17 protein-coding genes are annotated in these 20,824 nt (G+C 35.8%); 1 reads left to right on the forward strand and 16 read right to left on the reverse strand.

The window, feature by feature from the left end:
- Window positions 1–102: 102 nt before the first annotated feature.
- From C1724_RS20510 to C1724_RS20565, 12 genes are all read right to left on the reverse strand, one after another.
- Window positions 103–1,878, reverse strand: a complete 1,776-nt coding sequence (locus C1724_RS20510; RefSeq protein ID WP_102348632.1) for a thiamine pyrophosphate-binding protein — start codon at window positions 1,876–1,878, stop codon at window positions 103–105.
- A 31-nt stretch (window positions 1,879–1,909) separates the two neighbouring features.
- Window positions 1,910–3,400 carry an aldehyde dehydrogenase family protein gene (locus tag C1724_RS20515; RefSeq protein WP_102348633.1) on the reverse strand — a complete coding sequence of 497 codons (1,491 nt, stop codon included), beginning with the start codon at window positions 3,398–3,400 and terminating at the stop codon, window positions 1,910–1,912.
- Window positions 3,401–3,495: 95 nt separating this feature from the next.
- Window positions 3,496–4,623 (reverse strand): ABC transporter substrate-binding protein, encoded by a 1,128-nt coding sequence (locus C1724_RS20520; protein ID WP_102348634.1) that lies wholly within the window; start codon window positions 4,621–4,623, stop codon window positions 3,496–3,498.
- An 80-nt stretch (window positions 4,624–4,703) separates the two neighbouring features.
- Complete coding sequence (locus C1724_RS20525) at window positions 4,704–5,849, reverse strand: ABC transporter ATP-binding protein (RefSeq protein ID WP_102348635.1); 1,146 nt, start codon at window positions 5,847–5,849, stop codon at window positions 4,704–4,706.
- 26 nt (window positions 5,850–5,875) lie between these two features.
- Window positions 5,876–7,627, reverse strand: coding sequence for an ABC transporter permease (locus C1724_RS20530; protein WP_102348636.1), 1,752 nt, complete (start codon window positions 7,625–7,627; stop codon window positions 5,876–5,878).
- Between the two features lie 311 nt (window positions 7,628–7,938).
- The gene (locus C1724_RS20535; RefSeq protein ID WP_102348637.1) at window positions 7,939–8,562 is read right to left on the reverse strand and encodes a cupin domain-containing protein; all 624 of its coding nucleotides are present in this window, start codon (window positions 8,560–8,562) and stop codon (window positions 7,939–7,941) included.
- A 45-nt stretch (window positions 8,563–8,607) separates the two neighbouring features.
- Entirely contained in the window at window positions 8,608–9,153 is a 546-nt protein-coding gene (locus C1724_RS20540) for a cupin domain-containing protein (RefSeq protein ID WP_102348638.1), read from the reverse strand.
- Between the two features lie 222 nt (window positions 9,154–9,375).
- Entirely contained in the window at window positions 9,376–10,200 is an 825-nt protein-coding gene (locus C1724_RS20545; protein WP_102348639.1) for an NAD(P)-dependent oxidoreductase, read from the reverse strand.
- 89 nt (window positions 10,201–10,289) lie between these two features.
- Window positions 10,290–11,216, reverse strand: coding sequence for a LysR family transcriptional regulator (locus C1724_RS20550; RefSeq protein ID WP_102348640.1), 927 nt, complete (start codon window positions 11,214–11,216; stop codon window positions 10,290–10,292).
- Window positions 11,213–12,133 (reverse strand): LysR family transcriptional regulator, encoded by a 921-nt coding sequence (locus tag C1724_RS20555; protein WP_102348641.1) that lies wholly within the window; start codon window positions 12,131–12,133, stop codon window positions 11,213–11,215. Before C1724_RS20555 ends, C1724_RS20550 begins: the two co-directional genes overlap by 4 nt.
- 320 nt (window positions 12,134–12,453) lie before the next feature.
- Window positions 12,454–13,749 (reverse strand): Rieske 2Fe-2S domain-containing protein, encoded by a 1,296-nt coding sequence (locus C1724_RS20560; protein WP_102348642.1) that lies wholly within the window; start codon window positions 13,747–13,749, stop codon window positions 12,454–12,456.
- 299 nt (window positions 13,750–14,048) lie between these two features.
- Complete coding sequence (locus C1724_RS20565) at window positions 14,049–14,822, reverse strand: IclR family transcriptional regulator (RefSeq protein WP_180994373.1); 774 nt, start codon at window positions 14,820–14,822, stop codon at window positions 14,049–14,051.
- 203 nt (window positions 14,823–15,025) lie between these two features.
- Here C1724_RS20565 and C1724_RS20570 point away from each other — a divergent pair, with 203 nt between their 5' ends.
- The gene (locus tag C1724_RS20570; RefSeq protein WP_102348644.1) at window positions 15,026–15,805 is read left to right on the forward strand and encodes an IclR family transcriptional regulator; all 780 of its coding nucleotides are present in this window, start codon (window positions 15,026–15,028) and stop codon (window positions 15,803–15,805) included.
- Window positions 15,806–15,879: 74 nt separating this feature from the next.
- Here C1724_RS20570 and C1724_RS20575 read toward each other — a convergent pair whose 3' ends face one another.
- The 4 genes from C1724_RS20575 to C1724_RS20590 all read right to left on the reverse strand — a co-directional run bounded on the left by C1724_RS20575 (window position 15,880) and on the right by C1724_RS20590 (window position 20,803).
- Window positions 15,880–16,971 carry a zinc-dependent alcohol dehydrogenase gene (locus C1724_RS20575; RefSeq protein ID WP_258000480.1) on the reverse strand — a complete coding sequence of 364 codons (1,092 nt, stop codon included), beginning with the start codon at window positions 16,969–16,971 and terminating at the stop codon, window positions 15,880–15,882.
- A 309-nt stretch (window positions 16,972–17,280) separates the two neighbouring features.
- Window positions 17,281–18,276, reverse strand: coding sequence for an ABC transporter substrate-binding protein (locus C1724_RS20580; RefSeq protein ID WP_102348645.1), 996 nt, complete (start codon window positions 18,274–18,276; stop codon window positions 17,281–17,283).
- A 145-nt stretch (window positions 18,277–18,421) separates the two neighbouring features.
- Entirely contained in the window at window positions 18,422–19,582 is a 1,161-nt protein-coding gene (locus C1724_RS20585) for an MFS transporter (protein WP_102348646.1), read from the reverse strand.
- A 36-nt stretch (window positions 19,583–19,618) separates the two neighbouring features.
- Complete coding sequence (locus C1724_RS20590; protein ID WP_102348647.1) at window positions 19,619–20,803, reverse strand: MFS transporter; 1,185 nt, start codon at window positions 20,801–20,803, stop codon at window positions 19,619–19,621.
- Between the last annotated feature and the right edge of the window lie 21 nt (window positions 20,804–20,824).

The following is a 20,824-nucleotide window of genomic DNA, read 5'->3' on the forward strand; positions in this document are numbered from 1 at the left end:
GAATTTATTTTTATAAAAAAACTACTTATGTTCTATTAAGTGATTAATAATTTCATATGATTGCATATAAAGAGTCTGATATTAGTAAACTTTCATATCCCATCATCTATAGCTCATTTTATCCGTTATAATGTCAACTAATACTGGACGCTTTTCAGTTTTAATGATTTGTATCGCCTTTTTCAAGGCTGCATCAATATCACTAGGTTTCTCAATCGGTCCTATTCCAACTACACCCATAGATTGAGCTAGTTGTGCAAAATTGACGTTTGGATCTTCCAACAATGTCCCAATCACTGCTCGTTTTTCATCACGTCCCCGCTTTCGAGCAGTCGTTTTTTGATGCTCCTCTGAATTGTAATAAGAACGATTGTTATTCATAATAATTAACGCAGGCAATTTATGATGCGCTAATGTCCATAATCCTCCAGGAGTGAATAATAAATCACCATCTGATTGAATATTCACAATTAGTTTATCTGTATTCCGATGTGCTAAGCAGGCTCCAATTGTTGCGCCTATACCATAGCCTAGGCCACCACCGCCACTTTTCCCTAAGTACTGGCGGTTTTTATCCATTGTAAAGATACGGTGAGTCCAACCTTGTAAATTCCCATTAGCTAGAATAAAGTCTTCATCCTTGATTGTTTCCCAAACTTTATAAGCCAGACCTGGTGATGAAAGAAGTTCATTGGTATTCGCTTCCTGTTTTGCTCGTTGCTCCCACGTCTCACGCAATTCCAAGTGCCAATTTTTGATAATTTGATAACGTGCTTGTATAGCCTGAATGATAGAATCTGTTTTTAATAAATTTAATTCATTTAATAGCATTTCTAAAAGAAAACTGGTATCTGCTAACACATTGTTTTCAGTAGGAAACAGCCTTTGAAAATCATGCGACCATGATCGAACCAAAAAATCTTTTAATCCTATTTGAAAAACGCGAACATCAGATTGGAGAACAGATTGAGTTGTTCGATTCACACGATCAGTTTTTGAAACCGTACCATAAATATCTAATACATCTAACGCGATGACAACATCAGCCTTTGCTAAAACGTTGTGGTTATCATAAGATAAATTCATAAAATGATTGGTTGGTAAATTTAATCGGCTTCCCTTATCAATGACTGGAATTGCCCACTTATTAGCCAATGTTTGTAACAAATCAAAAGCCTTATTAGAGCGGGTAGTGTTATCTGTTACAATAACTGGCCATGATGCTTTTGATATGACATCTGCTAATTTCTTGACAATCTCTAAAGATGGAGCCGGTGATTCAGTATTGACATATGGTTTTGGGTCAGGTAAATCAGGAGATAATAACGATTGATTAGTATCTGTTTCTTGGATAACTTGTTCTTGAAGTCCTGCGTCAAAATTAACATATACGGGAGCTGTAGGTTCGGTTATTGCTAATTTATATGCCCGATATATCGAATCTTGTAAACTATGAAGCGATGAGGGTTGGTCGTCCCATTTAACATAATCTCGAACGATATTACCTTGAATTAAAGCGGTGTGTATCCAATCGGTACCTGGTCTTCGATCTTCAACATTCATTGGTCCTGTTCCACCAAATAACATGATGGGAACTCGATCACACCATGCATTATAAATCGCCATAGAAGCATGCTGCAAACCAACAACATTATGGAGTGCGGAGGCCATTGGAGTTCCGGTGGCCTTCGCATATCCATGGGCAACGCTTACAGAAATTTCTTCATGCGTACATTCAATAATTTCAGGCATTTCACACGACGGGTGATTGACTAATGAATCATGAAGTCCTCTGAATGTAGCACCTGGATTAAATGCAATATAGGGAATTTTTAAAGAAGCGATTAATTCAGCCATTAAATCTGATCCATACTTCATATTTAACCTCCACGATTAGTAGGAATTAAGTTTAAAAGGATATATTTATATTTTTAACTTGTGTGTAACTTAATAACTCATCTGTCGAGTGTTCCCTGCCAATGCCGCTATTCTTAAAACCTCCAAACGGAGCACCTTTATATCGTTTACCACCATGTCCATTAATCCAGATATAACCTGCTTCTACTTCTTCCGCCATACGTAAGGCTGTAGAAATATCATTAGTCCAAATGTTTGCACATAAACCATATTCAACATCATTTACTTGTTGGAGCATCGTTTGTTCATCACTCCATGATAAGACACTCATAACAGGGCCAAATATTTCTTTCTGTTCAATTTTCATGCCATGTTTGACCTCTGAAAAAACAGTGGGTTCAATATAAAAACCATTTGCTAGTTCAGGATCTTTCGGATGCTTTCCTCCGATTAACAGTTTAGCACCTTCGGCAATACCAGATTCTATAAATGACAATATGCGATTATAATGTTCTCTTGTAATGACTGGCCCCATATCGGTTTCGGGTTTATCCGCTAACCCACACTTTATTTTAGACACCTTGTCAACTACCCTATTTAAAAATTCTTCTTTAATTGATTCATGAACAAATACTCGGGAATTCGATCCACAAGACTGCCCTTGCGAACGAGAAAAATTCATCCCTGCAACCGCAGCCGATGCTACTTTTTCGATATCTACATCTGGGTAAATGATCAATGGATTTTTACCACCTAATTCGAGTGAAACTGTTTTTATTCCAGCCTGTGAGATAATTTTTTTTCCTGTATCTACACCGCCAGTGAAAGCAATTCTGTATACCTTAGGGTGTTTAACTAATGCTGCGCCACATACCGGGCCATCTCCCGTTACAATATTAAGTACACCTGGTGGCAATACCTTTTCAGCAAGTCTTCCTAAAAGAAGAGCACTGAGCGGTGTTTGCTCTGCAGGCTTAAGCACAACAGTATTTCCGGCGACAAGTGGGGCAGCAATTTTCCCCGCAGCAAATGAAATAGGATGGTTAAAAGGCAAAATACGACCAACCACTCCAAAAGGCTCTAGACGTGTATAGTCTAATCCCCCTCCAGGTGTTGGAATCGTCTCTCCTTTAATTTCCATCCCTAATCCTGAGAAAAAGTCAAGCAAACCTGCACCTTTTTTAGCATCAGCGACCATCGCAGTATATGGATTACCGCTATCTAATGCATCTAACATTCCAAAATGTTCAGCCCAGTTTCGTATTTCTTTGGCGAATTCTTTTAGTATGCTCGCTCTTTCATCTACATGCAATTTTTTCCAAGCTGGAAATGCTTGGTGCGCAGCATTTACTGCTAGTGTAATATCTTCTTCATTTCCTTCTGGCACCTCGGCAATTGGTTTACCTGTGGAGGGGTTAATGGTAACGAATCGTTTTCCAGATGTACTTTCTACCCATTTTCCGCCAATAAACATCTTCCAACCTTGTGTTTCCCTTTCAGCAAATTCGAGCGAACTTGCACTGTTTGCAATATATGAACTCATAGTTAACCTCCTGCAAGATTCAATTAATTGACCTGCAAGCATCTAAAACAGCTTGCAGGTCAGAATATTATCTAAATAAAGATTTGTTCTGCTTATTATTTTTTGTTAATAAAAATCTCTTCATATAGATCTTTCCACTTTGCATGCTCATCTAAAATTACTGCCGGATCGATAAATTCCATTGGCATATCATTTAAGTTAGTTTCCGCCTTTGTGCTTGTTGGAACAAAATCCATTTCCAGTAACATTTCTTGAGCTTCGTTAATCATAAAGTCATAGTACAGAACTGCTGCTGCTGGATGTGGAGCAAATCCTGATACCCCGATACCATTTGGACGTGCGATTGCCTTTTCTCCAATATAGAACCATTGCACAGGCGCTCCATCTTTGTTCATAGATTCAGCTTTATAATTGTAAATCGTAAGTGCTAACGGAACTTCGCCTGATGCAACAAGCTCAGTTAGTAATGTATGACCGTTTCTTACAGTTACATCATTTGTAGCAACAATATCTTTAAATAACTGAATCTTATCCTCACCTAATTCACCGATTAACCCAGCAAACCAGTCTAAATCTCCAGCCTCAATGCTTACTTTACCTTTCCATTTTGGATCCAGTAAATCTTCCCATGTTTTTGGTAGTTCTTCTTCAGTTAATAAGTTTGTATTATAGGCTTGTGTAAAGATGTTAATTCTATTTCCAATCCATTCTTTATGTTCAGGAACAGCTTCTGGAATTAAATCAGCTTGATATGGAGAATTTACTTTTTGCAGTGCGCCTTCGCGATGAAGTGCCTCCAATTCTCCGCCATTTGTATCAACTACGTCAAAAGTATGTTTGCCAGCCTTCGCCTCAGAAATGATTCTGTGAAGTACATCTTCCGACCCAGCTCTCCAAATGTTTACCTTAATCCCATATTTTTCTTCAAATGCTGCTCCAAGTTTTTGTGCATCTGGCATAGGTGCAGATGTATAAACCATAAGTTCTCCTTCTTTTTTTGCTGCTTCAACTAATAAATCATGACGGTCTGCTCCTTCATAGAGTGCGAAATCTTCTAGAGTTGTCGGACCTTTCTTTTCTTCTGCTTTTGGTGTTTCCCCTTCATTAGATGGTTTGGCATCACTAGACGTCTCAGACCCACCGCAAGCAGCTAAAATTGAAAGAAGTAAACTGACTACTACACATAAACTAATTAACCGAAATTTACCTTTGAAAGCATTCATCCATTTCTTCCCCTCGCTTTTTCGTAATTGATGATCAATATATAAACATAAACTAGTAAACGAGACGCTAATCTCTTAGTTTATGACACTTCTTTTTTATCATCTTTATAAATGATTTTATTTTTAGAAGAATCATCAATAACAATACATTTTGCGGGATCCATGCCTAGAAAAACGGATCTACCGCGGTCGATTCTTAAGGAAGGGTGGACCCTTGCCATTAATAAATCATCCCCAATCCTCAATTGGAAATCTAAGAATTCACCTAGGAATAATTTTGTATCTAATGTTGCAGTCCATACATTTTCAAATGCCGGTCTTTCAACCGAGACATGTATATTTTCTGGGCGAATCGAGATTTGAATTTGATCACCTATTTCCAAATCACGAATGGAGTGTGCAACAAGGTCACCGTATTGTGTCTTAACTTTATAATAGCCAGGCTCAATTTCGGAACCAATGATTTTTCCTGAAACAAAATTGGTTGTACCAATAAAATCAGCAACAAATTCATTTGCAGGCATTTCATAGATTTCTCTCGGTGTTCCAATTTGTTGAATAAAGCCTGCTGACATTACAGCGATTTTGTTTGATAATGCCAGTGCCTCGCTTTGATCGTGTGTAACATAAATAGTTGTAATTCCTAAATCCTTTTGTAAGCGCTTTAATTCGAAGCGCATACGTTCTCTTAATTTTGCGTCTAGATTACTCAATGGTTCATCAAGAAGTAACAGATCAGGTTCCATTACAAGAGCTCTCGCTAAAGCAAGACGCTGTTGTTGCCCACCACTTAGATTAGTCGCTTCTCTTGACTCAAGTCCGTCTAATGAAACTACATGTAAAGCCCTTAATACTTTTTCTTCTATTTCTTTTTTACTATATTTCTTTTTCCCAACCTGTAATGGAAAAGCAACATTTTGAAATACATTCATATGTGGCCAAATCGCATAAGATTGAAATACCATCCCAATATCACGTTTGTTAGGAGCAATAAATATCTTCTTTTCAGATGAATATATAATTCTATCACCATAAATGATCTCACCTGAACTTGGTTTTTCAAGTCCAGCAATTGATCTTAAAGTAGTCGTTTTTCCACAGCCACTCGGACCAAGAAGGGTAAATAATTCTCCTTTTGCAATATCCAACGAAATATTTTGTGCTGCTTTTACAAGCTTACCATGATCACCCGTGTATTCTTTATACAATTCTTTAACAGATAACACGGCTTTCACCTCCGTATAAGATATAGTTACCTCGCTTCTTTCACACCAAATTTTCTACTAATATATTGTGAAACCATTACTAGAATAAAGAGGAAGACAATAAAAATAACACCTAATGCGCTTAATTCAGCAAATTGCCCGTTTTGCCATAATTCCCACATTACAATCGAGATAACTTCAGAGCCTGGACTATATAAGAGAATAGAAGTAGAAAGTTCTCGAATGGAAACGATCACAATGTAGATCCATCCTGATACAAACCCTGACTTTAATAGTGGCAGGACTACTTTTTTGAATGTTGTGCCCCATGTAGCACCACTCATCGCTGCCGATTCTTCGAGTTCTTTATGGATTTGTAGCATTGACGTTGTATTATATCTTAATCCATATGGCATAAAACGAGTGATATAGGCGAAAAATAGAATCCAAATGGTTCCATATACTCCAATGTCAAAATTTAAATAAACGAACATAATCGATAGACCTAGTACTAAACCTGGGAAAACCATTGGTAATGACGCAATATTGTCTAGCAACCAACGTCCACGGATCTGCGTTTTAACAACAATCCAACAAATAACGGCAGTTAATAACATGATAATAGTTGCACTGCTTAGCGATAGAAGAATACTATTCCACGCTGAACGTCCTACAGTTGGATATTCAAAAATAAATTTATAGTTTTCAAATGTAATATTCTTAAGAGCAGCTAATGATGGTGTTTGGTAGTATCCTTGTAACGAAGACCATACTAGGACTAAAAATGGTAATAATACGATTAGTGAAAAATAAATAATTATAATACCAGCTGCTAAGAATCTCCATTTTCCAAGATCCATTTGTCTTGGGCGGAATCCTTTACCGGTCATTGTAGAATATTTATTTCCCTTGCTCGAAATCTTTGACTGGAAATATACTCCAAGTGTAGTAATTGCTAGAATAGTAATCGCATAAGAGGAAGCTAGACCAATATCACTTGGGTACTGATGTATCGCATCATAAATTGAAGATGTAAAAACCTTAATTCCTACAGGCAATCCTAAAAGTGCAGGTACCTCAAAGGACTCAATAGCTCTAACGAACATAATTAGTAGAGTAGCAAATATTGCAGGCCAGGAAAGTTTCATTGTAATTTGATATGCAATTTGACCAATATTGGCTCCACTCATCATGGCGGATTCTTCAAGAGATGGATCCATAGAACGGAAGGCAGCTGTCATTAATAAGAATGCCATTGGTGAGTAATGCAAACCTTCTACCCAAATCATCCCACCCATAGAGTAAACATCAAAAAATACTTTATCTGTATTAAAAATAGTTTGTAAAACAGTGTTCAATATTCCAATATCAGGACTTGCTAAAAATACCCAAGCAACAGTAAACAAAATTCCTGGGATGATAAGTGGGATGATAGATAAAGCATAAAATAGTGATTTGAACGGTGTATTTGTTCTTTCGTTTAACCATGCTAGTAGAGTTCCAATGATGAAGGAAATACAACATGTTCCAACAGCATAAATAAACGAATTTGAAAATAAGCCGAGTATCTCTGGGTCCGTATATGCTCTAACATAATTGCCCAGTGTAAAAGTTGCCTCCGTTTTTAGTGTTGCAGGTGTCATAAAGCTTTGCCAAATTAAAAAGACTAAAGGAATTACAGCAAAGTACATAACAACAAATATTGAAACACCAATAATCACCCACTTAAAATCAAACCTTTTGCCATCTCCTAGTGATCGCAAGGTAGGTTCTGGACCTTTCAGTTTCGGAATTCCCATTTTCTCACTCCTTTTTAATCACATTTTGTTTTTCGATAAAGTCGCTCTCGTTGCTTGTGTTGTAAGATTTAAAATATTCAGTCTATTAAAGTTGGATTTTTCCTTTTTTGTAGTAGACCATGCTTGCTACTATTACTCTACACTTATTTCATTTTTTAAACTACTTGATCATTTTAATAATCTGATCAAAAATTCGAAATATTTCTGATTTCATTTATTATTTTGATTTACTCCCTATCATCTAAATCTATTGTGTATTGTTTTTTAAATAAAACCTCCTACTCATCGTAAGAGGTCTATTTATATAGAATCTATTTGTTAACGTTTGAAGCTTTTCGTGCTTGGTCAATAAATTCCTGAACTTTTTCGGCATTTAACTTTACATTTTTATCATACTCCGGAGCATCTTCAATTTGCTCTAAATCGTTTAAACCACAATTCTTATAAATTCGGTTAATAGCAGAAATTAATCGAACAGGTTTATCCGGATCTGCATTAAAATGCTGATGAATAGTGTTTGGTGGGATATATACTAAATCGCCTGCTTCCCACTCGAATTTTTGCACATTATCCTGTGGGACCCACTTATATTTGTCGGTAATTTCGACATCACAATCCTGATGAAGGTCATAGCCTTTTCCTTCAAGTACATACAAACATTCCTCTGCTAAATGACGGTGTTTACCAGAACGGCTTCCAGGTGGAATAATTTGCATATATGCATCTACAGTTTCCATACGCGTGTTCATTTGTTCATTGAGCAAATGCTTCAATAATCCTTGTCTAGCCATTTCCCACGGCATTTCCTCTGATTTTATTATTTTTTTCCTTTGCGCATCTCGTGCAGGCTTTGTAGTGGCATCTTCTAATAAATCTTGATAATAAGTACCGCTCTCATTCCCTTGTCTCCAAACTTTTGACTCTCCAAACACCATGTATGCTCCTCCTTCTATCCTTTTATATTTTTTAAATAAAGTAATTTACTCTTCTACGTCCTCATATTCTCTAGCTTTAAAGCCTACGCCCTCTGGAGTTGGCTCAGTTGGTCGCGGTTCTACTTGTTTTTGGAATAACATGTTCATAAACATATACATCGGTTTCGTTTTAATAACTAATGCTCTAGCTGGTTTATGTTTATCAGCATTAAAATGTTGATGCACGCAATTATTATGAACAATCGCTACATCCCCAGCCTCCCAATCGTAACGAATTTCATCATGAACCTCATAACCTTTACCATCCAAAATATAAAAAGCCGCTTCATTGACATGACCGTGTTTTTGAGATTTCGCTCCTGGGCCATACTCCTCTAAATGAATATGAAACGTTTGTGTCATTCCATCTACCGGTTCCATATAATGCTTGCTGAATGTTTGTGGCCCATCGTTAAACTTAATGTCCTTTCCTTTACGTACCCTTGGTTGAGAACGTAGCTTTTCCAATTCATGTTGTAAATTATATTTACCTTGTATGCCTCTTACAAAGATCCTATCTTTTTTGCTATGATAATGTGATTCCTGACCCATATGGTATTGCTCCTCTCTTTCGGTTATTAAAAGGCTTAGCCTGTATTAGCCCTATCTATTAATTCTTGCTGACACTATTAGAATAGGGTTAACCTCTCATTAGTAATTATTATATAATTTGTTATATTCTGAAAAAACAACCTATTTTTTATCGCCTGATAATGAATTCAGTTATAAGCATATTGGCAATAATTCAAATATCCATTTTTTAATTTACCATCGTTATGAAAATAACTGTCTCATTTTTTCTTGATTTATATTTTTGACTAATTGATCTACTAGTCCACATAATGGCATTGGTGTTTGTGCTTGCTGTGCTAATTCTAAAGCTACGTCCATATCCTTTTCGGACCATTTCCCTGTACTTTTACCCCAACGTGATAATGACCAATTCGCACCGCTGCTATACATCAATGCTTCAATTAGTTTTGAAATGTCAACATTTAAGTTTTTTGCAAGAGATAAAATTTCAAAATTTGCTGTCATACTTGCCCACAACAGAAGATTATTAGCTGTTTTAGCAATTTGACCTACACCACTCTCTCCAACATGAATCACGTGCGTAGCAAATGATTCAAGCACTGGTTTTGCTCTCTCATAGTCTATTTCTTCTCCGCCAACGAAAACGGTTAGTGTTCCATTATTACAAGCCTCTTGACCCAAACATACAGGTGTGTCTAATAGTCTAATTCCCTTTTGTTTCGTTATAATTTCGATCTCTTTACATGTAAAAGGTGAAATCGAACTTGCAATACATATGATTGTCTCCTTCCTTAATGTATTTACAAGTCCATTTTCACTTAAGATAATTTCCCTTACTTGTTGATCATTTTGTACCATAATTAATACTAAATCTGACTTTTCTCCAATCGTAACAATTGAAGGAGTAGTTTTAATACCTAAAGCTGCAGCAGCTGTTATCATTTCTTGGTTAATATCATATCCTATTACCCTGTACCCATTATTTTTTATATGATTTGCCATTGGTTTTCCCATACTTCCCAATCCAATCACACCGCATGTTTTTATTACTAGATTACTGTCCATTAGTCCATCTCCTTTTCATTCACATTAATTATCTATTGAATACTATACAAAAACCCACCAAGAGGTGGGTTGATATATTTGTCTCTTCACTATTTGATTGTTTCATTTTGTTTAAAAACATTAAATTTACTTCTTCGATTTAGGCTCTGTTGGACCCAATTGTAGAATTTGTCAACTAGCTCTTCATTTGTATCTTTCCTATATACTAAATAAGCACTTCTTGTAATCTTAAAATCTTCAATCTCTTTGAAAGATAAAAACTCATCATCACTATTTCTGATTGAAAACTCAGGCAGCAATGTTACCCCAAGTCCTTCTGCTACTAGTTTTTTAGCAGTGATTTCACTGTCTACAATTAATTCTGCATTAAAATTTAGTCCAAGCTCTAATACACGATTTTCAAAAAACGACCAAAATCTTCTTTCAAATGTAATAATATTTTGTTTAAGAACGTCTTCAATTGTAACTTCCTTATCAAGGTTCTCACTCTGAATTTTTGATTGCGCAAGGAAAATTCGTTCATCATATAATACCTTTGCTTCGACATTCTCAGCGAGAGTACTATTAAAAGGACCACGCATAACACCAAATTCAACTGCGCCATCGGAGACAAGTTGTAATACCTTCATAGAGGTTACATTTTTTATTGTAAATTGTGTTTGTGCCAACGCATTTTTTTCCTGTAGAATCGCCGGAAATGCATAAGTACAAAATGAAGGAATTGCTGCAATGGAATAACGGTTATTGGAAGACGAAATTCCTGAAAGATGATCCTTTACTTCCGAAATTACAAAAATAATTTTTTCAATATACTTAATAACAGTTTGCCCTGCAGGTGTTAATGTGATTTGGTTATCACTTCTATTAATTAATTGTGCACCTATATTCTGTTCCAACGCTTTAATTCTTAGTGTAACTGTTGGTTGAGATACATTAAGTAATTTGGCTGCTCGTCTAAAATTTTTTTCCCTTACAACAGTTAAAAACGTCTCCATCTGCAATGTATCTAAGTTCATGATATTAGTTTCCCCTCTTTTTGAAAGTGATCACTTGCTATTTTCGAAATAGCGTAATCAATAAAATCATGATATATAGCTGGGAGCGGCTTATTTTTATTTGATATAAAATATGTTTCTCTTGTCCATGACGGGGCTCCATGAATCTTAACCTCAATTAATTGCTCATTCTTTAGTTCGTTCTCAATACCATGTATCGGTAAAAATGAATAGCCATAATCGTTTAATAATATTTCCTTTACTGTTTCAATATGGCTTAATTCTAGGCCAATCCAAGGATTGACACCATGTTGCAACATCCATTTTAATCTGTTCTTCCACAAAAAGGTATAGCGCTGATATGCTAATAATGGTTGATTTTTTAATTCCTCAACATAAATTTCTTTTTTAGCAGCCCATGGATTATTGGCCGAAACAACCATAATATCTCTTTCCGAGAACCAGTGTTTAAATTCAATGGTTTCATATTTTTCCCCACTTTGAACAATACCTAAATCTATTTCATTATTTATTAATGCCTCTCTTACTTTTCCTCCTGGAAAAGAAATAAGATTAAGCTGTAGATTAGGATATAATGTTTTAAACTCTTTAATTAATTTCGGCAACATATAAGTTGATATAGACGGAGAAACCCCAATTCTAAACCGCTGTTCCTCTACACTTAATAATTGAAGCTGTTTCTCCAATTCTTCTTCTAATTCACATATTTGTTTTGCATAATGAAGGAATGTCAAACCAGCTGGTGATAAAGATAGGGTTCTTCCTTTTAAGATAAAAAGTTCTTCCCCTAATTCTTTTTCAATTTTCTTTATTCTTCCTGTTAGTGATGATGGGCTTAAATACAAACGTTCCGCAGTTTCTGTTAAATTGCCGATTTCGGACATTAGTAAAAAAGATTTAATTGAATCTATATCCATCCAACACTCCTCCTTTAACTTTTTTGGAGCCTTAAAAAAATGAATAATTGAATATATGTGTTAAAATCCGTCTGCTGTTTAAGTGTTATGTATGAATAGCTAATTACTTTTTTTAGATATAATTTCATATGTTTTTCATTAGATTTACTTCCAACTAATAATCTCCTCTTACTAAGTACCTCATACCTTTTCTAATGGATTATTACCTTCATAATTCATTAGAAAAGATACAAGATCTATTCTTGCTACTGCATTAGATTAGATATAAGAGGAGCTAATTTAGCCCAACATAAATGTTGAACTAAATTAGCAGTAAACTTTTATACATTTAAAGGTTTAAATTTAGATTTTAGGTCTTCTTTTAATGCTTCGCGCCAATCTACGTTTCCTGGTGGCAATAATTTATCACAACCACGTACATCATTATGTGTTGATGGATCTATACCCCTTAGATTTTTATCGCCATCTTCCAATTGCTTTGCAGCTTCAAGCAATAGCTGTCGTGCTGTAATAATAGCAGTATCAGCCGTTCCAAGTCTTTCTTTTGAACGATCTGGTAAAGGTTTTTCCATTGTTTCTTGTAGCGCATAATCCTGAGTATTAATACCTTTAATTCCTGTGAAAGTTTTGTTACGTTGTAGATCTCTATCAATCAAATAGTTGTTTGATGCATTTCTTACTAGGCGATAGCCAGGTAATACATCTTCTGGTCCTCTACCAAAAAACGCTTCATGTTCAGCAACAAATTCTTTTGTAAATGGTATCGCAGGATCTGCACTGTAAACGAAGTTATACACCCACGTATTTTCATCATCAATTGGAACCCAGATGTGACCTGCAATACTAGGAAACTCTTCCATTACCCCATCTTTCCATTTAGTCATTGCACCTCTCATTTGTTGAGCAGGCATAATGAACTGATAACCACGAATATAAACACCGCGTTCTTTTAAGTCACGAATACCCACATACGTAAATCCATGTGGACGTTTTTCAACTTCTAGCTTAGGATTTTTAACCTTTGCTCGTAATGCGTTTGTATCTTTAATATTCTCATTATGGGCGAATGAGGAGTGAGAAGTGTCAATTCCTCCTTCCAATCCTTGCACCCAGTTAGCATTTTCAAAAGTTTTAGATACACCAACATATTGTTCACCAACACGTAACCACTCATAGTCAGGTTTTTCAGGCATTTCTTCTTTTGGTCCCATGTATGTCCAAACAATTCCTGCCGCTTCCCAAGTAGGATATCCAGCAATTTTTACTTTGTTTTTAAAACTACTTTCATCAGGTTCGTTAGGCATATCTACACATTGACCTTCTCTATCAAACTTCCAACCATGATATACACAGCGCATGCCACACTCTTCATTTCTTCCCCAGAATAGTGATGCTCGGCGATGTGGACACCATTCATCTATTAATCCAACTTTCCCTTCTGTGTCTCTAAATGCTAGTAGCTCTTCCCCAAGTAATTTTACACGTATTGGATCACTATCTGGTTCAGGTAACTCTTCAGTCAATAATGCTGGAATCCAATAGCGTCTCCAAACTTCCCCCATCGGTGTATCTTTACCTACTCTGCATAATCTCTCATTTACCTCTGGCTTTAACAATTTAAACATCCCCTTTTTTAAAGATTTACTACTATTAAAGTCAGTTTAAAGCTTTCGTAACTTTCAGAAAACTATTGGTTCCTTTATGCAGAACAATAATAAATAATGTTTAAAAATTTTATGTAGCAAGACGTTGGTACCCCTATTCAGTATTGTCTGATCAAATTTTTAAATAATCTTCCTCGCTCTGATGCGAAAGCTGCAAATCCTCCATACTGAACCATTCCATGACAGGCAGACCACTGCAACTGAACAGTATGTGCAATAGATTATATTCTAAGTTTATAAAAAAACTTGAACTAGAGCGCAAACTCTAGTCCAAGTTGTTCACTAATTAATCGACTATGCATTTTGAGTTCATTAACATAGTTATTTAGTTTAATTGAATGAAAATAATTTTGTGGTCCTGTTAAACTAATAGCTCCGACTACTCTTCCGAAATCATTATAAATCGGAACAGCCACCGAACCAACACCATTTCTATATTCACCATATGTAACGGCAAATCCCGTTTGTTGTACTTGTGTTAATTCTTTTTTTATGACTTCTGGACAAATCTTTGTAGTACTTGTATGGATTGCAAGTTTATCACTCAATACTCTAATAATCTCTTGTTCAGGTTGGTGAGCTAATAATACCCTACCAACCGATGTACAGTAGGCAGGAGCTCTATTTCCGATATCTGATATGGTTGGGTCATCTTCATCCGGCCGTTTTTTTGCCAAATAAACGATTCCACCATGATCGTAAGTCGCTAAGCGGACAACACGTCTCGTACGTTTCATCAACTGATCCATATAGGGAAGCGCTTTCTTCCTTAATTCTAGAGAGTGGTAAACCACAAAACCTAACTCTAATGCACCAATACCAAGATAATATTTCTTTGTTTCCTCATTCTTCTCAACTAATTGAGCTTCTTTTAACGAATTCATTAATCTGAAAACTGTACTTTTAGCTAATCCTAGCCTCATGCTCAGCTCGCTAATTCCTAATTCACGCTCCTCAATTGAAAACTCCTTTAATAACCTCATGGCATTTGCTACAGATGAGAGTGAATCTTTTGTTTTAGACACCATAACCCCACCTTCCATTTCCCTTTTACAAATAACCTGATAAACATTTCTTGTATTTCTTTTTCCGTATAGAAGAACAAGAACTTAAAATTTTAACAATTAAAGGATATCATATTATTCAGAATATTTACAAGATTTTATTTTTACTTTTCATATTTTCTACTATAAAAATGCGGTTTTCGACACAAAAAAGGAGGTATCTCATGAAATCGACAAAACAAGAATATACACTATCTTCTGTTAAAAATGCGTTACAAATATTAAAAAGTTTTTCAGACACAAATCAAGAGAAAAAGACAGGTGAATTAGCTACTGAGCTAGGTCTCGGAAAAAGTACAGTTAGCAGATTACTTTCCACCCTTGCTAGCGAAGGCTTTGTTAAAAAAAACAAAGAGACGAATCGCTATCGTTTGGGATTTTCAATCCTTACATTGAGCAATGTGCTAACGGCAAATCTTGAAATACATCAAGAGGCAGTGCCTGAGTTGCAGCAACTAGTAAATAAGGTTAATGAAACGGCACATCTTGTGCTGTTAGACCAACAAGAGGTAGTATATCTTCAAAAAATTGAATGCGATCAACCTGTACGAATTACGACAAAAGTTGGTAGCAAAAATCCATTACATTGTACAAGTTCTGGTAAAGTGATTCTTGCTTATAAATCCCCTACTTTTGTTGATGAAATTTTAAACTCTGGTTTGGAAAAGTTTACGAACTATACCATTATTAAGCCAGATATATTAAAAGATGAATTCGAACGAATTAAGCAAATAGGCTATGCAGTTAGCAATGAGGAATATATTGTAGGTGTATGCTCAATCGCTGCACCAATTTTTAACCATAACAATGAAATTATAGCGGCTATAAACATCGTTGGACCAGTTCAAAGAATGAATCGGAAAACAATCCCTAAATATGCCAAAGAAGTGAAGGCTTCTGCTGAACATATCTCCAAAAAAATGGGCTACATGGTAATGAGTTAGTAATACTATCTTTATAAGTTAAAAAACCCATCATTAAGATATGATGGGTTTCTCTATATATGCTTACATTCTAACTATATCCATGGTGAAACAGTGACTAATAATGGAAAGGGCTCTCCTTCCCCTCCAGCTGTTTTTAGGGCTGCGTCAGTTTGGTCTAAAGGATAGTTATGAGAATTCATAATTTTGATTGGAAACTTTCCAGATTCTATACACTCAATTGCCATTTCAACCGATTGATAGCTATGGCCGCGAACACCTTTGATAGTAATCGTTTTCTTAATAACTTCATCAATATCAAATTCCGATAGTTTCTGATATTTATAAGCACCAAGTATGATAGTAGCGCCTTTATTAGCAACAGCTAAAGAGGATTGCACAGGACCGCTGCCACCGGAGGTTACATCCAATATAAGATCGACCATCTTTCCTTTTGTTATTTCTTTGACCTTTTCAACTAAATCTTCCTCATGAATATTAATTATATGATCCACGCCTAATTTTTTAGCTAATTCTAATCTTTTTAAACTAGTTGATCTCCCTGTAACAATAACTTCAGCACCTGCGTATTTAGCAGCAAGTGCGCACGCTAATCCTTGCTGACCTGGACCTTGAATTAAAACAACCTTACCCGGACTAACGTTTCCTTCGATACACATCCATTCAAAGCCATTGGAAAGCGGCAACACAAAGGATGCTTCAACGTCGAGAACATGCTCCGAAATTTTGTGAATTACAGCATTTGGGTGTAAATACATGTATTGTGAGAACCCACCATATAGAGCAGGTGAAACATCAATAGGTGTTGCTCCATAGCGAATACCATTTGCTCTAGGATCTGTATCTAAGCATGAGCGATACATTCCTTTACGACAATGAATACATTGACCACAAGGAATGTATTCTTCCATTACAATTCGATCACCTGAAGATACATCCCATTTTTTTGAAGCAATTTCTCCTATCTGTTCGATTCTCCCTACAACATGATGACCTAAAATCCGTGGAGTTTGCTTTTTTCGATAATAATCCACATCCGTTCCACATACCCCGACAATTTCTACCTTTAAAAGACCCGCGTCAGCAGGAATATCAGGAAAAGGAAATTCCTGAATCTCAGTTTTTCTATCATTAACCGCAACCGCAGCTTTTATTTTATTCATCATTTATGAATCGCCCTCTCCTTGGTTTAGATAACAACACATTACTCTATTTATAGAATAAATGGTGACGGATTAAATTAGTACCAAACGTTCTTGCATACGGTACATGGACAATCGTATGTTATATCTAGAGCAAAGTTTCAGATATAAATGAGTCGCAGCTATTATTAAGCGCTGATTGTAATATTACACTCTCTAACTTTTTCTAAAATGTTGAGACCATACCTATTAACTTTAAAAGACCAAATCCTATGCGATTTGGTCTTCAATTGCATGATTATTTTATTTCCAAAAGAAAACAGTCTTGAGTTCTTATATTACAAATTCCTCCATAGTTGTTTTTGCAAATAAATCTTCAGCGTTAAGCTTATTCTTAATCATACCTTGTTCATATGAATATTGAATCGCAGCCTCAATCGTTTTGATATTATTCGCAAATCCATATGGCCAAAAATCTTCACCCATAATTGCTTTCGTTCTCTCAAGCTCACTTTGTAGCCATGGGAGCGTAACTTTCAGTGCAGCAGTTTGTTTAAAGCCTTCATATACTTCATTTTTAGCTTGAACAAATGCTTGATATAAGTTTGCTGCCACCCAAGGATTTCTTTCTAAAATTTCATCCTTAATGGCTACTACATGCATAATTGGGAAAATTCCTGTTCTGCTAAAATACTCCTTCTCCACTACCTCATAATTTTCAAATAATCGTTTTACATTTGGAGAACTCTTCAAGAAACTAGAGGGAGCTCGCGGTGCAATAAAGGCGTCAATTTCACCAGATTCGAGCATAGCATTTAAAGTTTGTGTTTCGCCAATTGGTTCAATATGAACATCTGATGGCAAATCCAATTTAAACTTTTCAATTCGACCAGGTGTTTCTTGTCCACCGGTTAACCAAAACATGTCTGATGGTTTCACATCATATTCATGTTCTAAGATACCTCGAATCCATAAGCATGCGGTTAATTGATATTCAGGAATACCCACTCGTTTCCCTTTTAAATCTTCAGGACTGTTAATTCCAGAATTAACATTTATATAAATACCCGAATGTCTAAACGAACGCGACATAAAAACTGGTATCGCTGTGAAATTTGGAAAGCCACGATCTTTAGCTAACAAATAGGATGATAATGACAGTTCGGCTACATCAAACTCTTGATTTCTCATCATTCTAAAAAAAGTTTCTTCAACAGGTAAATTAAGCCACCTTAAATCAATTCCTTTTGGAGAGACAGTTCCATTTGTTAACGCACTAATTCGATCATAATTCCAACATGCAAAAGTGAGTTCAAGATTATTGCTCATATAATCCTCCCTTAAATCGTAATTACTATTATTCTAATTGCTATGAGACCAAAAAAAACGGGAGGGTTCTTCTATACGGAATGGTCTGAATACTTTTTTGCTATGAATGTGTAGAAAACTCCCATAAATGGAAGTTTTCTACGTATTATTTACTTTTTACCAATTGTTCATCTGGCATCTCTTCATTAGCAGATGTTCGAGTAAAATAAGTTCCAATAAATAAAATCGCACCACTAGCCCAAAAAATTAATTTTACTCCAGATAATCCTCCTATAGCCCCAAACATCAAAGGTGCAATCACTTGTGCAGCGCGATTAAACGTTAATCGAAGGCCAAGTACTTCACCTTGGCGTTCAGGAGGTGATGAGTTTAGAGCATAAACTAAACTTAAAGGCTGACCCAGTCCTAGCCCAGCACCTAATAACACTACAAAACTGGCCATGATTATTGGGTCATCCAAAAAAGGGATCGCTAGGTAACTAATTCCGCTTAGTATTAGTGTTGTAAGTAGTACCGAGCCACGGCCAAAGCGATGAACTAAAACTGCTTGCAATAAGCGAACGACCATTGAAGCACCAGCTGAAAGAGAAAGAAGTAATCCAATGGTACTAGCACTTAATCCTTTATCACTTGCTAATATTGGAAAGTATGCTGCAAATAAATCTTTTGAATATATTGAAAGTCCGCTAATAATTAATGCGTTTCTAAGACTTACTTTCTTAAGTAAACTAAACGAGGAAGTTTGTTTTACTTGTTGCTTGAAGTTAAATTTAGGATAGTTTTTAGCGGGTATAATTACAACAAACAACCACGAAATTAATACGAGTACGAACAAAGCTATATAAGTAGATTTAAAACCTAAATGTTCGTATGTATACCCACATAATAGCGGACCAATTAATCCACCAGAGGATGCTACAAAACTCAATGTTGCAATTAATTGGTCACGTGATCCTTCTAAATTTCCGACTGTTTTTTGTATAGATACGTTTACAAAGATTTGGGCAATACCAAAGAGAATTTGTAAAATAAACAGCCCTGTTATGTTTGGAAGAAATACCGGACATAACACTGCAAAAATAATTAAAGTAGCACCGCTTAATAGAAGTTTTTTTGCACCATGATGATCAAGCCATTTACCAACTTTAATAGCAATTAACATCGGAAAAACAGAGTAAGCTGCCACGAGTATACCTATCAGTATAGTCGATGCCCCGAGGGAGTCTGCGTAAAGTGATACAATTGGCTTTGACCCATGTAATGCAATTGCATAAATCAAATGTAGAAACAATAAGCAGTAATACATTGAATCCCTTCTTTCAGGAAACTCACAGTTAATAAGCTATTCTGCTGTTTTTTCTTTTTTAATTTGCGGAATATTAGAATCTTCCTTTCTCATCCTCGTATATTTCGCACCAACCATTAATACGAGTCCGCTTAACCAAAATACAGGCGAAATCCCCGCCATTGTACCAATACTACCAAATATGAACGGTGCAATGAATTGGGACCCCCGATTAAACGTCAATCTTAAACCTAGTACCTCTCCTTGTCGATGTGCAGGACTTACATTTAAGGCATAAACTAAACTAATCGGTTGCCCCAAGCCTAAACCCGCACCTAGTAACATGACTAAAAAACCTAACATAATTTGATTTGTAAAGAATGGAATTAATACGAATGAAATACCGCTTAAAGATAAAGTATATAAAATTACTTTCCCTCGACCATATGTATGTACCAATTTAAATTGAATGATCCTGACTAGAATAGCTGCTGCTGCCATAACAGACAGGAGAATACCTATTTCGGATGCACCCATACCATTTTGACTAGCATAAACAGGAAAATAAGCAACAAACAAATCTTTTGAATAAAGAACCAATCCACTTATAAGAACAGCTTTACGAAGATTAACTTGTTTTAATAATTTCCATGTGGATTCTTTTCCACTATTTTGCGGTGGCTGCAATGATTCATCCTTTCTTGTGTTCCAATGCTCACTTTTAACCAAGAAAGCTGACATTATAGCGATAATTGTCAAAAAGAATGCTACTCTATAGGAAAATGCAAAACCGTAGTATTCATATAGGTAACCTGATGCCAATGGTCCAACTAATTCACCAAATGATCCAGTTAAACTAAACGTTGCCATTAGTTTATCCCTATTTCCAGGATAATTTCCAACTGTTTTTTGAAGCGAAACAAGTGTGGCTAAATGACTAATTCCCATTATTAATTGGGAGAGAAACAAGGCATAAATATGGGGATAAAGAGCAGGGATTATAAATGCAAGTCCGATACCTGTTCCACCTATTACAGTTAATTTTCGTGCTCCAAATACGTCCAACCACTTGCCAATTTTAATGGCAAACAGCATCGGCATAACTGCAAATCCGGAGACAAGTAGCCCAATTACTGCTTCATTTACGCCTAATGAATGAGAATATAAAGAGACTAGCGGCCTAGAACCATGTAAAATAATCGAAAAAATTGTTTGACATAACATGAAAATAAATAAACGCATATAAATGCCTCCATCTTTATA

Origin of the sequence: Bacillus sp. Marseille-P3661 (genome assembly GCF_900240995.1) — a bacterium.
In the GTDB taxonomy this organism is placed as follows: Bacteria; Bacillota; Bacilli; order Bacillales; family Bacillaceae_J; genus OESV01.

Coding starts and splice junctions, on each gene's coding strand:
- C1724_RS20535 (WP_102348637.1), bottom strand. CDS start 8,562: ATGGTGTTTGGAGAGTCAAAAGTTTGGAGACAAGGGAATGAGAGCGGT.
- C1724_RS20545 (WP_102348639.1), bottom strand. CDS start 10,200: ATGGACAGTAATCTAGTAATAAAAACATGCGGTGTGATTGGATTGGGA.
- C1724_RS20580 (WP_102348645.1), bottom strand. CDS start 18,276: ATGAGCAATAATCTTGAACTCACTTTTGCATGTTGGAATTATGATCGA.
- C1724_RS20590 (WP_102348647.1), bottom strand. CDS start 20,803: ATGCGTTTATTTATTTTCATGTTATGTCAAACAATTTTTTCGATTATT.
- C1724_RS20510 (WP_102348632.1), bottom strand. CDS start 1,878: ATGAAGTATGGATCAGATTTAATGGCTGAATTAATCGCTTCTTTAAAA.
- C1724_RS20540 (WP_102348638.1), bottom strand. CDS start 9,153: ATGGGTCAGGAATCACATTATCATAGCAAAAAAGATAGGATCTTTGTA.
- C1724_RS20555 (WP_102348641.1), bottom strand. CDS start 12,133: ATGGATATAGATTCAATTAAATCTTTTTTACTAATGTCCGAAATCGGC.
- C1724_RS20570 (WP_102348644.1), top strand. CDS start 15,026: ATGAAATCGACAAAACAAGAATATACACTATCTTCTGTTAAAAATGCG.
- C1724_RS20515 (WP_102348633.1), bottom strand. CDS start 3,400: ATGAGTTCATATATTGCAAACAGTGCAAGTTCGCTCGAATTTGCTGAA.
- C1724_RS20575 (WP_258000480.1), bottom strand. CDS start 16,971: ATGATGAATAAAATAAAAGCTGCGGTTGCGGTTAATGATAGAAAAACT.
- C1724_RS20585 (WP_102348646.1), bottom strand. CDS start 19,582: ATGTATTACTGCTTATTGTTTCTACATTTGATTTATGCAATTGCATTA.
- C1724_RS20530 (WP_102348636.1), bottom strand. CDS start 7,627: ATGGGAATTCCGAAACTGAAAGGTCCAGAACCTACCTTGCGATCACTA.
- C1724_RS20550 (WP_102348640.1), bottom strand. CDS start 11,216: ATGAACTTAGATACATTGCAGATGGAGACGTTTTTAACTGTTGTAAGG.
- C1724_RS20520 (WP_102348634.1), bottom strand. CDS start 4,623: ATGAATGCTTTCAAAGGTAAATTTCGGTTAATTAGTTTATGTGTAGTA.